Below are 12,061 nucleotides of genomic sequence, written 5' to 3' on the forward strand. Positions count from 1 at the left end.
GCCGGGCGTTTTTTTGCGTCCTGGAAATCAGGACTGACTGGTTGGCGCCGATGGAGTCGGTGCGACAGTCGGGGTTACAGCAGGGGTCGGCGCAGTGCCGGAGTTTGCCGTACTGACCGGGGTTACCGGCTTGGCGGCAGCCACTGCTGGTTTCGGGGCGACCGCTTTCGGGGCTGCCGGTTTTTTCACTGCTGGTTTTTTCGCAGCAGCGGGTTTGGCCGCTGCGGTTTTAGCTGCAGGCTTGGCCGCCGGTTTAGCGGCTGGTTTAGCAGCAGCTTTTGCAGCGGGTTTAGCGGCCGCTTTGGCTGCAGGTTTCGCAGCAGCAGTTTTGGCTGCAGGTTTCGCGGCAGCCTTGGCCAATGGTTTGGCAGCGCTTTTAGCTGCCGGTTTGGCCGCCGCGGTTTTCGCCGCAACAGGCGCAACCTTGGCACCGGTGAGTTTTTCGATTTGCTTGGTCAGGGTATCGACCTTGCTGTGCAGTGCTTTGACTTCATTGCGGCTCGGCACACCCAGGCGCGAAATGGCGCTGTTCAGGCGCTTGTCGAAAGCCCCTTCCAGCTCATCCCACTTGCCCAGTGCGCGATCTTTCACGCCGCTGATGCGCGACTTGGCCGACGAAGCGGAGTCCTTGGCAGCATCGACTTTCTTGCCGACAGCGCTCTTGGTGAGCTTCTCGGCTTTCTCGCCGTCCTTAACCAATGCATCGAAGAGTTTGCTGCCGTCAGAATCAATCTTCGAGTACACGCCTAAACCAGCCAGCCAGATCTTGCGGGAGTAGTCTTCGACCTTCCCGATCCACGAGCTGCCTTCTTTTTCAGTATTCTTTTTGCCAGCCATCCCGTTCTCCTTAAGATTTACGCGCGACACGTTCGAGCAATGCTGTCAGCTCATCGAGCTTAGCAGAGAGTGTCTCCACGTCATGTTTAGACGGAATGCCGATACGATTCAAGGCACTTGCGATACGCGTATCGAAAGCCTTCTCGACTTTGTCGAGTTGAAGTTCGACTTTGCCTTTGAAAGTAGTCACTTCACTCTTGGCTTCATCGATCTCGGCATTAGCCGCTTCAAGTTTCTCAGCAACTACTTTTTTTCCTTTCTTTTCAACAGCTTGACCAGCCTTGATCAACTCTTGAACGTACTCGCCACCCTCTTGACCGACCTTGGTGTAAGCACCCAGGCTCGCCAGCCAGATCTTGCGGGCATACGATTTGACGTCGTTCAGAGTGCTGGTCTCAACGTCGACTTTTTTCTTCAAAATAACTTTGGCCATGGTCCACCTCACGCGCAGAAGGGTTGAGGAACTGCCCGCGAAAGTGTCGGGCTCAGGCACAAAGTAGGGAGAAAAATTAGAAACAGCACCCTAACAAATGACATAAACAAGTAGGTAGGAACGCCACCGAACCTGTGGGAGCGGGCTTGCCCGCGAAGGGGTCGGTACATCCACCACATATTCTGTGACTGGAACACTGCCTTCGCGGGCAAGCCCGCTCCCACAGAGATCGCATTTCACGATTAGATCGAGTTACGCGAGGGCTTTGTCGAGAGCCCTTTCGATTTCCGATTTGATGGTGCCGCTCATGGCGGACATCAACAGCCCCAGTTCGACATCGACCCTGATCGAATCCTCGCCCACATGCACCGCGCCTTTCACACCGGAACGCTTGAGGTTCAGGGTGTCGCCGGACCACTGCGGCTCCAGGCCATATTGATCGGACAACTTCTGCGCCAACTTGTCGGCCTTCTCGCGGGCCGCTTCCTTACCCAGGCCGTGGGCACGCTCAACACTGATATGGGCCATCGAATGACTCCTGCTTTATGAATACTTCCTGAGGCATCTTGACCGTTACTGCGTCAAAACGTCCCGGCTTCTCTATATCTTACCTTCAGCCTTGCCAAGACAAAGCAGGCCACCGGGATTAGAATGCCCGCATTCTCTTTTGGTGACAGCGATATGACTGATCAGCGCAAAGGCAGCGATGCCGAACCCACCACTCACTTCGGCTTCAAAAACGTTCCGGAAAGCCAGAAAGCGGAAAAAGTCGCCGAGGTTTTCCACTCGGTAGCCGCCAAGTACGACTTGATGAACGACCTCCTGTCGGGCGGCATGCACCGTCTGTGGAAGCGTTTCGCGATTGAACTGTCGGGCGTGCGTGCCGGTAACCGCGTGCTGGACATCGCCGGCGGCACTGGCGACCTGACCAAAAAGTTTTCGCATCTTGTGGGACCGACTGGTCAGGTAGTGTTGGCCGACATCAACGAATCCATGCTCAAGGTCGGTCGTGACCGCCTGCTGGATCTGGGTGTGTCCGGCAATGTCGAATTCGTCCAGGCCGACGCTGAAAAGCTGCCCTTCCCGGACAACCACTTCGACTGCGTGACCATCGCTTTCGGCCTGCGCAACGTGACGCATAAAGAAGACGCCCTGCGCTCGATGCTGCGCGTGCTCAAGCCCGGCGGTCGTCTGCTGGTGCTGGAGTTCTCCAAGCCGACCAACGCTCTGATGTCCAAAGCCTACGATGCCTATTCGTTCGCCTTCATGCCGTTGATGGGCAAGCTGATCACCAATGACTCGGAAAGCTATCGCTACCTGGCCGAATCGATCCGCATGCACCCGAATCAGGAAACCCTGAAGTCGATGATGGTCGAGGCCGGTTTCGACCGCGTGACCTACCACAACATGACCGCTGGCATCGTCGCCCTGCACCGCGGCATCAAACCCTGATGTTGCTGGCCGGCCTGCTCGCCAGCGTTGAGCTCGGTCTGAACCGGGTGCTGCGTCTCGACAGCACGGCGCTGCCACGGCTGGCGCATTTGAGTGGCAAGGTAATTGCCGTCGACTGCCGCAGCCCGGCGCTGCAAGTGTTCATCCTGCCCAGCGATGAAGGCCTGATGCTCGCCTCCCAGTGGGAAACCGGTGCCGACTGCACCTTGCGCGCACCGGCCTCAAGCCTGCTGAAACTGGCGACGAGCAAAGACAAGACTTCCGTGCTGCATGGCCCGGAAGTGGAACTCGACGGCGACAGCGGCGTACTGCTGGAACTCGCGGCGATCCTGCAGGACCTTGAGCTGGACTGGGAGTACGAACTCTCACGCTGGCTGGGACCTGTGGCCACGCAACTGGTTGGCGGTCACCTGCGCAGTCGTGCACGCTGGTATCAGCAAGGGTTCGCCAGCCTCAACCAGAACCTGGGCGAGTACCTGGCCGAAGAATCGCGCACCCTCGTCGGTCAGCGCGAAGCCGAAGCCCGTTTCAGTGAACTGGACCAGATCAAGCTCGATCTGGAACGACTCGAGGCGCGTTTCGAGCGCCTTTCCCGATCCCTCGACCCAAGCGATAACGCATGAAGCTGCTTGCCGTCCGCCGTTTGTTGCGCATCCAGCGCGTCGTGATCCGCTACCGCCTCGATGACCTGCTGTTCGCCCTGCCATTGCCCTGGTTTCTGCTGGCGCTGCGCTATGCCTTGCCGTGGCGCTGGTTCCCGCGCAAGCCCCTGGACCTGAGCCGTGGCGCACGATTGCGCCTGGCGTTGCAGGACCTTGGGCCGATTTTCATCAAGTTCGGCCAGATCCTTTCGACACGCCGCGACCTGCTGCCCGAAGACATCGCCGATGAGCTGATGATGTTGCAGGACCGCGTGCCGCCGTTCGACTCGCAAGTGTCGATCCGGCTGATCGAAGAGCAACTCGGCAAGAAGATCAGTGAAGTCTTCTCACGTTTCGACGTCGAACCGCTGGCCTCCGCCTCGGTGGCGCAGGTGCACGCTGCGCAGCTGAAAACCGGTGAAGAAGTGGTGGTCAAGGTGATCCGCCCGGGCCTGAAACCGGTGATTGCCCAGGACCTGGCATGGCTGTTCATTCTTGCCCGCGCTGCGGAAAAACTCTCCGCCGATGCCCGCTTGCTGCACCCGGTGGACGTGGTCAGCGACTACGAAAAAACCATCTACGACGAACTCGACCTGCTGCGCGAGGCGGCCAACGCCAGCCAGTTGAAACGCAACTTCGACGGTTCGCCGCTGCTGTATGTGCCGCAAGTCTATTGGGACTGGTGCCGACCGAAAGTGCTGGTGATGGAGCGCATCTACGGGATTCAGGTCACCGACCTCGCGACCCTGGCCGATCAGCGCACCGACATGAAAATGCTCGCCGAGCGTGGTGTGGAGATCTTCTTCACCCAGGTATTCCGCGACAGCTTCTTCCACGCCGACATGCACCCCGGCAACATTTTCGTCAGCACCGTGCAGCCCTGGAGCCCGCAGTACATCGCCATCGACTGCGGCATCGTCGGCAGCCTGACCCCGGAAGACCAGGACTATCTGGCGCGCAACCTGTTCGCGTTCTTCAAACGTGATTACCGGCGCGTCGCGCAGTTGCACATCGACTCGGGCTGGGTACCGGCGGAAACCAAACTCAACGAGTTCGAAGCGGCGATCCGCACCGTGTGCGAACCGATTTTCGAAAAACCGTTAAAAGATATTTCCTTCGGTCAGGTGCTGATGCGCCTGTTCCAGACCGCCCGACGCTTCAACATGGAAGTGCAGCCGCAGTTGGTCTTGCTGCAAAAAACCCTGTTGAACATCGAAGGCCTGGGCCGTCAGCTGTACCCGGACCTCGATCTGTGGAACACCGCCCAGCCGTTCCTCGAACGCTGGATGCGCGAGCGCGTCAGCCCCAAAGCCTTGCTGGGCAACGTGCAAAGCCAGTTCGAGCAAATCCCGCACCTGGCCAACATGGCCCGCGACCTGCTTGAGCGTGTGTCCCAACCTCCCGCCAACGACCCGACGCCGCCGTGGCACAGGCGCAAGGACGACGTGTTCCTGCGCCTGCTCGGTACCGCTCATCTGGCGGGTGGCACGATACTCGCAGCCGGTGGCCCGTTACACGAACTGGGGCATTGGCCCGCCGGAATCATGGTGGCTATCGGCTTGTATCTGGTCGTTCGCCGATAGCCAGTTGGATCATCGGCTGGCACACTGTTTGAACGCCTGGGCTCAGCTATAGAAGTAGAGCCCGCTGTCGGAGTCGAAGATGAAAAACTGGCTGGACGAGATCAAGTGGGACGCCGATGGACTGGTGCCGGCGATTGCCCAGGATCACAAGACCGGACGCGTCCTGATGATGGCCTGGATGAACCGCGAAGCACTGCAATTGACCGCCGCCGAGAACCGTGCCATTTACTGGTCACGTTCCCGTGGCAAGCTGTGGCGCAAGGGCGAAGAGTCCGGCCACGTGCAAACCCTGCATGAGATGCGCCTGGACTGTGACGCTGACGTGATCATCCTGATGGTCGAGCAGATCGGCGACATCGCCTGCCATACCGGCCGTCAGAGCTGCTTCTACCGAGTCTTCGAAAACGGCGACTGGAAAACCGTCGACCCGGTTCTCAAAGACCCGCACGCTATCTACTGCGCAGGACATACTCATGAGTGACACTTTGACCCGTCTGGCCCAGGTGCTGGAAGAGCGCAAAGGCGCCGCCGCCGACAGCTCGTACGTCGCCAGCCTGTACCACAAAGGATTGAACAAAATTCTGGAAAAAGTCGGCGAAGAGTCGGTCGAAACCATTATTGCCGCCAAGGATGCCGCCATCAGCGGTGACTGCAGCGATGTGATCTACGAGACCGCCGACCTGTGGTTCCATAGCATGGTCATGCTTGCCCAGTTGGGGCAACATCCACAGGCTGTGCTCGATGAACTGGACCGTCGCTTCGGTCTGTCCGGACACGCCGAGAAAGCCTCGCGTCCGTCCGCCTGAATAATTATTAGAGGAACGCAACATGGGCATTTTTGACTGGAAACACTGGATCGTCATCCTGGTTGTCGTGGTGCTGGTGTTCGGCACCAAGAAACTGAAAAACCTCGGCACTGACGTGGGCGAGTCGATCAAGGGCTTTCGCAAGGCCATGAACGACGAAGAGAAACCGGCCGACCCGACTGCGACTCCGGCCCAACCGGTTCCGCCGACCCAGCCACAGGCCACAACGTCTGTGAACCCGCCGCACACCATCGATGTGCAGGCGCAAAAAGTCGAAGAGCCGATCCGCAAAGACTCGTGAGCACTGACTAATGTTTGGTATCAGCTTCTCTGAACTGCTGCTCGTCGGCCTCGTCGCCCTACTGGTGCTGGGCCCCGAGCGCCTGCCGGGCGCTGCGCGCACCGCTGGCCTGTGGGTCGGGCGGCTGAAGCGCAGCTTCAACGCGATCAAACAGGAAGTTGAGCGTGAAATCGGTGCCGACGAGATTCGCCGGCAACTGCACAACGAGCACATTCTGTCCCTGGAGCAGGAGGCGCGGAAGATTTTCACGCCGACTCAGCAGGAGACGACGCCGGTTGAACCTGAGGCGACGCAGACGATTCATGCGCCGGTCGCCGAGGCTGCGCCGGTCACTGCACCGACGGAAACCGCAAAAGCAGCTGAAGCGGCAGCGGTTATCGCGCCGGTCGAACCCGTTCCTCCTGCGGCGGCGTCGACAGCCCCCGCCCCTCATGACCCAACATTGCCGCCGCGAGCCCCATGAGCGATCTCCCCGAAAACGACCAGCACATGCCACTGGTCTCGCACCTCACCGAGTTGCGCACCCGTCTGCTGCGCTGTGTAGCGGCGATTTTCATTATCTTCGCCGGGTTGTTTGCCTTCACCCAGCAGATTTACACCTTCGTCTCCACGCCGCTACGCCAATACCTGCCGGCTGGCGCGACGATGATCGCAACCGACGTGTCTTCGCCGTTCCTCACGCCGCTGAAGCTGACCATGATGGTCTCGCTGTTCCTGGCAATCCCGGTGATCCTGCATCAGATCTGGGGGTTCATCGCGCCTGGCCTGTACAAGCATGAGAAGCGCATCGCAGTGCCGTTGCTGGTCTCCAGCATCCTGCTGTTCTACACCGGCATGGCCTTCGCCTATTTCCTGGTGTTCCCGCTGATCTTCAAGTTCTTCGCTGCTGCCACCCCGGCCGGCGTGGAAATGATGACCGACATCACCAGCTACCTCGATTTCGTCATGACACTGTTCTTCGCCTTCGGTGTGGCGTTCGAAATCCCGGTGGCCGTGGTGCTGCTGGTGTGGATCGGCGTGGTCAACGTCGCCTACCTGAAGAAAATCCGCCCGTACGTGGTCATCGGCTGCTTCGTGGTCGGCATGATCCTGACACCGCCGGACATCTTCTCGCAGACGCTGTTGGCCGTACCGATGTGGTTGCTGTTCGAGATCGGTGTCCTGTTCGGCAGCCTGATCAGCAAACGCAGTGAGCACCCGGACGAAAAACCGGCTGACGATCACAACGACCAGCCGCCAGCGACCCAAGCGTGAACCTGCTGCTCCTCGAGGAGGCCGATTTCATTGCGGCCGACCGGGCGATCCTGCGCGATCGCCGCTTGACCCATATGCAGGAAGTCCATCGCTGTGAAGTGGGTGACAGCATGCGCGTCGGGCGTATCGGCGGGCTGATGGGTGCCGCCGAAGTACTGCGCCTGGACGCCGACGAAGCCGAATTGCGCGTCACCCTCGATCAACCGCCGCCGACCAAGCTGCCACTGACCCTGGTACTGGCCTTGCCACGCCCGAAAATGCTCCGCAGGGTGTTCCAGACCGTGGCCGCCATGGGTGTGCCGCGCATCGTGCTGGTGAACAGCTATCGCGTCGAGAAGAGCTTCTGGCAAACCCCGTTCCTCGAACCTGAGGCGATTCGCGAGCAGTTGATCCTGGGGCTTGAACAAGCCCGGGACAGCGTGCTGCCGGAAGTCGTCATCGAGAAGCGCTTCAAACCTTTTGTCGAAGATCGCCTGCCAGCGATCACCGAAGGCACCCTCGGTCTCGTCGGCCATCCCGGCCACTATCCGCCCTGCCCCCGTGGCCTGGACGAGCCGGTAACGCTGGCCATCGGCCCCGAAGGTGGCTGGATTCCTTACGAAATTGACCTGCTGGCCAAGGCCGGCCTGCAACCGGTGCAGCTTGGCGAGCGCATCCTGCGGGTCGAAACCGCCGTCACTGCGTTGCTCGCACGCCTCTTCTAACCCCAGACACTTACCTTGTGGCGAGGGAGCTTGTCGGATCGCCGCACCGTCCCGCTCGGCTGCGAAGCAGTCGTAAATCCGGTGAATGCGGTCTTGCTGGAAAAAAGCGGTGGCCGCTTCGCGCCCAAGCGGAAGCAAGCTCCCTCGCCACAAGTGTTTACTCGCCTACAGAAGCTCGTCTGCCTGCCGATACAGTCCCCATAAAACCGATTAATGGTCCGAGGGGAGTAGCAGCATGTACCGTTGGCTAGCCGAGAAACTGGGAAATGTAAGCGTCAATCGCAAGTTGAGTGTCGGCTTTGGCCTCGTGCTGCTCATGACTCTGCTGATCACCTTCACTGGCTGGAATAGCCTGGGCAGTGTGATCAGTCGCGCAGACAAGCAGAGTTACATCTCCAATCTCAACGAGTTGGGCAAGGATTTGCGAACTGCCCGTCTCGACTACGAAATGCGCCGTGGCGAACAAGGTCCAGCAGCCGTCAGCGAACTCGTGGGCAAGCTCGATGATGGCATACAGGTTGCTCTCAAAATGTTTGTGCTCCCCGCGAGCAAGGAAATACTCAGTCAACAACTGGCCGCCCTCGGTGAGTACAAACGCGCCTTTGCCGACATGAATCAGGCGACACAGAACCGTGAATCGGCCCGATCCAAGCTCGGCGCCACCGCCGACAACGCTGTGGCCAAGGTGACAGAAGTCGAAAAGTCCTTGCTGCAAGGCGACAGCGTCACTCAATTCAACAGCGTGGTCGAGCTGAGCAAACTGCTCCAGCAAGCACGCTTCCAGGTTCGCGGTTATACCTACAGCGGCAAGGCCGAAGCCGAGCAACCCGCGCTGGATGCCATCGACAACGCCCTGAAGAACCTTGAAAGCCTTCCGGGCAAACTGCCGGAACAACACACCGCCAACCTGCAACAAGCCACCGAATCGCTCAAGGGCTACCGCGTCGCAGTCAGCCAGTTCCGCGACGCGCAGGTGGCCAGCGCCGCCGCCCTCAAGAAGATGGTGGATCAAGAGATCCACTTGAATGACCTGAGTGCACAACTGACCCGCACGCAAACCGACAAGCGTGACCAAGAGACGGCCCAAGCGAAAAGCACGCTGATCATCGTGACCGTCCTGGCGTTAGCATTTGGCTTGCTCGCCGCCTGGGTCATCACGCGGCAGATCGTTGTTCCACTGCAACAGACGTTGGTAGCAGTGGAGCGTGTTGCCTCGGGCGATTTGAGCCATAACCTTGAGGTCACTCGCCACGACGAGCTGGGTCAATTACAAAGCACCCTGCAGCGGATGGTCGTCAGCCTGCGGGAGCTGATCGGCGGCATCAGTGACGGCGTGACCCAAATCGCCAGCGCCGCTGAAGAACTGTCTGCCGTCACCGAGCAGACCAGCGCCGGGGTCAACAGTCAGAAGGTTGAAACCGATCAAGTGGCCACCGCCATGCACGAAATGACCGCCACCGTGCAGGAAGTCGCGCGCAACGCCGAGGAAGCATCCGAAGCCGCCGTCGCCGCTGACCAGCAGGCCCGCGAGGGTGACAGGGTGGTCGGTGAAGCCATCGCCCAGATCGAGCGCCTGGCCCTCGAAGTCGGCAACTCCACTGCCGCCATGGGCGACCTGAAGCGCGAAAGCGACAAGATCGGCAGCGTGCTCGACGTGATCAAATCCGTGGCCCAGCAAACCAACCTGCTGGCGCTCAACGCCGCCATCGAGGCCGCCCGTGCCGGTGAGGCCGGGCGTGGCTTTGCGGTGGTCGCCGATGAAGTCCGCAGCCTGGCCCAGCGCACCCAGAAGTCCACCGAAGAAATCGAAGAGCTGATCGTCGGCCTACAAAGCGGCACTCAGCAAGTGGCGACGATCATGGACAACAGCCGCAGCCTGACCGACAGCAGCGTCGAACTGACCCGCCGTGCCGGTAGCTCACTGGAAAACATCACCCGTACCGTGTCGGCCATCCAGTCGATGAACCAGCAGATCGCCGCTGCCGCCGAGCAACAGAGCTCAGTGGCCGAAGAGATCAACCGCAGCGTGCTGAACGTGCGTGACGTGTCCGAGCAGACCTCGGCCGCCAGCGAAGAAACCGCGGCCTCCAGCGTCGAGCTGGCGCGGTTGGGGACGCATCTTCAGATGCTGGTGGGCAAGTTCAAGGTTTGAGGTGATGCAGTGATTTCGGTTCACTCAGAACCGAGGTGATGCCTTCGCGGGCAAGCCCGCTCCCACAGGGTTCAGCGGTGTTACGCACATCGCATGAACACCGAAAATACTGTGGGAGCGGGCTTGCCCGCGATGGCGGTCGTAAGGTCGCCGCCGTTAGAGAACCTGACGCAAAAACGCCTGCGCACGCGGATCTTTCGGCGCATCGAAGAACTCGGCCGGTGAGGCGTCTTCCAACAATTTGCCTTGATCGAAGAACAGCACCCGATCCGCCACTTCCCGGGCGAAGCCCATTTCGTGGGTGACGCAAACCATGGTCATACCTTCCACGGCCAGGGTCTTCATCACATCCAACACTTCACCGACCATTTCCGGGTCGAGCGCCGACGTCGGCTCATCGAACAGCATCACCTTGGGCTCCATCGCCAATGCCCGGGCGATGGCCACGCGCTGTTGCTGACCACCGGACAGGCGCGATGGAAACTCGTGGGCCTTCTGAGCGATACCGACCTTTTCCAGCAACACCATGGCCTTGGCCTCGCGCTCCTTCTTGCCGCGCTTGCGCACGACTTTCTGAGCCAGACAGAGGTTCTCCAGCACGGTCATGTGCGGGAACAGGTTGAAATGCTGGAACACCATGCCGACTTCGCGGCGGTAGGCGTTGACGTCGGTTTTCGGGTCGGCCAGTTGCAGACCGTCGATGCTCACCGAGCCGGAATCGAATTCTTCCAGGCCATTCAGACAGCGCAGAAAGGTCGATTTGCCGGAACCGGACGGGCCGATCACCACCAACACTTCGCCTTTCGCCACTTGGGTGGAGACGTTATCCACCGCGCGAACCACCTGGCCGCGGGTGTCGAAGACTTTTATCAGATCGCGGACTTCAATCACTTTGCGCGAGCCTCCGCTCAAGCCGACTGGCGATTTTCGACAGCGGCAGGTTGATCAACAGGTACAGCCCGGCCACGCAGAACAGGATTTCGAACGGCGAGAACGAAGTGGTGATGACTTCGCGACCGCTTTTCAACAGTTCGGTAATTGCGATCACCGACACCAGCGAGGTGTCCTTGACCAGACTGATGAACTGTCCCGCCAGCGGCGGCAATACGCGCTTGAACGCTTGCGGCAGCACCACGTGGCGCATCGACTGGCCACCGCTCAAACCGAGGGAGCGCGCCGCTTCGTTCTGACCACGGGCAATGGACTGCACGCCAGACCGGATGATCTCCGCCACGTAAGCACCGGTGAACAGCGACAACGCCGCGATTCCGGCGAACTCCCGGGAGAGGTTCATCACGGTGCCGATGAAGAAGTAGAAAATGAAAATCTGAACCAGCAGCGGCGTACCGCGCACCAGCTCGACGTAGATCGTCGACAGGTCGCGCAGGGTCGGGTTTTTCGACAGGCGGCACAGCCCGGTGGCCAAGCCGATCAGCAGACCAAGCACGCCAGACACCAGGGACAACCATAACGTGGTCCAGAGGCCCCATAGCAGCGGGCCGGCGGCCCAATGCCGGGTCACACCGATCACATCGCCCTCGGCCACATCATCGCCTTGCGCGACTTGCAGGCTGTTGTCGTCGACCGTCAGGTGCTGCTCATCCCCGGCATCATTGCGCAGGGTGACTTCAGCCTTGTCGCCCTTGCGTACCAACTCACTGACGGTGGAGATGTCGGCCGCGCGCAGGGACTCTTCGGCGTGGTAGGCGAAGTACTGTGGCACGCGGTTCCAGCGCCATTCGTAGGACATCAGCGAGGTGGCGTAATACAACGCGCCAGCCAGGCCGATCAGCACCAGCACGGTTAATACGTGCCAGGGCCATTGGGCTTTTTTCTGTTTCATTGCAGGTTCCGGGATTTGTATTGCCTGGGAGGCCGCCTTCGCGGGCAAGCCCGCT

Annotated in this window: 15 protein-coding genes; 10 read left to right on the forward strand and 5 right to left on the reverse strand. The window is 60.1% G+C overall.

Translation table 11 applies throughout. The features are described 5' to 3' along the window. Window positions 1–27: 27 nt before the first annotated feature. The 3 genes from J3D54_RS06305 to J3D54_RS06315 all read right to left on the reverse strand — a co-directional run bounded on the left by J3D54_RS06305 (window position 28) and on the right by J3D54_RS06315 (window position 1,798). Window positions 28–837, reverse strand: coding sequence for a phasin family protein (locus tag J3D54_RS06305; RefSeq protein ID WP_253417161.1), 810 nt, complete (start codon window positions 835–837; stop codon window positions 28–30). Between the two features lie 10 nt (window positions 838–847). Continuing rightward, window positions 848–1,270, reverse strand: coding sequence for a phasin family protein (locus J3D54_RS06310; protein WP_253417162.1), 423 nt, complete (start codon window positions 1,268–1,270; stop codon window positions 848–850). A gap of 252 nt (window positions 1,271–1,522) precedes the next feature. Beyond that, a complete protein-coding gene (locus J3D54_RS06315; protein WP_018929158.1) occupies window positions 1,523–1,798 on the reverse strand; it encodes a polyhydroxyalkanoic acid system family protein in 276 nt (91 codons plus the stop codon). Window positions 1,799–1,951: 153 nt separating this feature from the next. Between J3D54_RS06315 and ubiE the strand changes: the two genes are divergently transcribed. The 10 genes from ubiE to J3D54_RS06365 all read left to right on the forward strand — a co-directional run bounded on the left by ubiE (window position 1,952) and on the right by J3D54_RS06365 (window position 10,163). After that, window positions 1,952–2,722, forward strand: coding sequence for a bifunctional demethylmenaquinone methyltransferase/2-methoxy-6-polyprenyl-1,4-benzoquinol methylase UbiE (gene ubiE / locus J3D54_RS06320; RefSeq protein WP_007936800.1), 771 nt, complete (start codon window positions 1,952–1,954; stop codon window positions 2,720–2,722). Beyond that, entirely contained in the window at window positions 2,722–3,345 is a 624-nt protein-coding gene (locus J3D54_RS06325; RefSeq protein WP_105340598.1) for an SCP2 domain-containing protein, read from the forward strand. The genes ubiE and J3D54_RS06325 overlap by 1 nt, the downstream gene beginning before the upstream one ends. Continuing rightward, window positions 3,342–4,946, forward strand: coding sequence for a ubiquinone biosynthesis regulatory protein kinase UbiB (gene ubiB, locus J3D54_RS06330; RefSeq protein WP_253417163.1), 1,605 nt, complete (start codon window positions 3,342–3,344; stop codon window positions 4,944–4,946). Before J3D54_RS06325 ends, ubiB begins: the two co-directional genes overlap by 4 nt. A gap of 79 nt (window positions 4,947–5,025) precedes the next feature. Further along, on the forward strand, window positions 5,026–5,427 hold the full coding sequence (gene hisI / locus J3D54_RS06335; RefSeq protein WP_253417164.1) for a phosphoribosyl-AMP cyclohydrolase: 402 nt from the start codon (window positions 5,026–5,028) through the stop codon (window positions 5,425–5,427). Then, window positions 5,420–5,752: a phosphoribosyl-ATP diphosphatase gene (locus tag J3D54_RS06340; protein WP_007899279.1), complete on the forward strand. Its 333-nt coding sequence runs from the start codon at window positions 5,420–5,422 to the stop codon at window positions 5,750–5,752. The genes hisI and J3D54_RS06340 overlap by 8 nt, the downstream gene beginning before the upstream one ends. A gap of 22 nt (window positions 5,753–5,774) precedes the next feature. After that, window positions 5,775–6,053, forward strand: a complete 279-nt coding sequence (locus tag J3D54_RS06345) for a twin-arginine translocase TatA/TatE family subunit (RefSeq protein WP_018929163.1) — start codon at window positions 5,775–5,777, stop codon at window positions 6,051–6,053. A gap of 10 nt (window positions 6,054–6,063) precedes the next feature. Continuing rightward, window positions 6,064–6,516 (forward strand): Sec-independent protein translocase protein TatB, encoded by a 453-nt coding sequence (tatB, locus tag J3D54_RS06350; protein WP_253417165.1) that lies wholly within the window; start codon window positions 6,064–6,066, stop codon window positions 6,514–6,516. Further along, complete coding sequence (tatC, locus tag J3D54_RS06355; RefSeq protein ID WP_253426520.1) at window positions 6,495–7,307, forward strand: twin-arginine translocase subunit TatC; 813 nt, start codon at window positions 6,495–6,497, stop codon at window positions 7,305–7,307. Before tatB ends, tatC begins: the two co-directional genes overlap by 22 nt. Next, the gene (locus J3D54_RS06360) at window positions 7,304–8,011 is read left to right on the forward strand and encodes a 16S rRNA (uracil(1498)-N(3))-methyltransferase (RefSeq protein WP_253417166.1); all 708 of its coding nucleotides are present in this window, start codon (window positions 7,304–7,306) and stop codon (window positions 8,009–8,011) included. The genes tatC and J3D54_RS06360 overlap by 4 nt, the downstream gene beginning before the upstream one ends. 235 nt (window positions 8,012–8,246) lie before the next feature. Further along, window positions 8,247–10,163: a methyl-accepting chemotaxis protein gene (locus J3D54_RS06365; RefSeq protein ID WP_253417167.1), complete on the forward strand. Its 1,917-nt coding sequence runs from the start codon at window positions 8,247–8,249 to the stop codon at window positions 10,161–10,163. A gap of 156 nt (window positions 10,164–10,319) precedes the next feature. Here the strand turns inward: J3D54_RS06365 and J3D54_RS06370 are convergent, their stop codons facing one another. Further along, entirely contained in the window at window positions 10,320–11,054 is a 735-nt protein-coding gene (locus tag J3D54_RS06370; protein ID WP_253417168.1) for an amino acid ABC transporter ATP-binding protein, read from the reverse strand. Next, window positions 11,047–12,006 carry an amino acid ABC transporter permease gene (locus tag J3D54_RS06375; RefSeq protein ID WP_253417169.1) on the reverse strand — a complete coding sequence of 320 codons (960 nt, stop codon included), beginning with the start codon at window positions 12,004–12,006 and terminating at the stop codon, window positions 11,047–11,049. Before J3D54_RS06375 ends, J3D54_RS06370 begins: the two co-directional genes overlap by 8 nt. Between the last annotated feature and the right edge of the window lie 55 nt (window positions 12,007–12,061).

The organism is Pseudomonas sp. GGS8 (genome assembly GCF_024168645.1).
In the GTDB taxonomy this organism is placed as follows: Bacteria; Pseudomonadota; Gammaproteobacteria; order Pseudomonadales; family Pseudomonadaceae; genus Aquipseudomonas.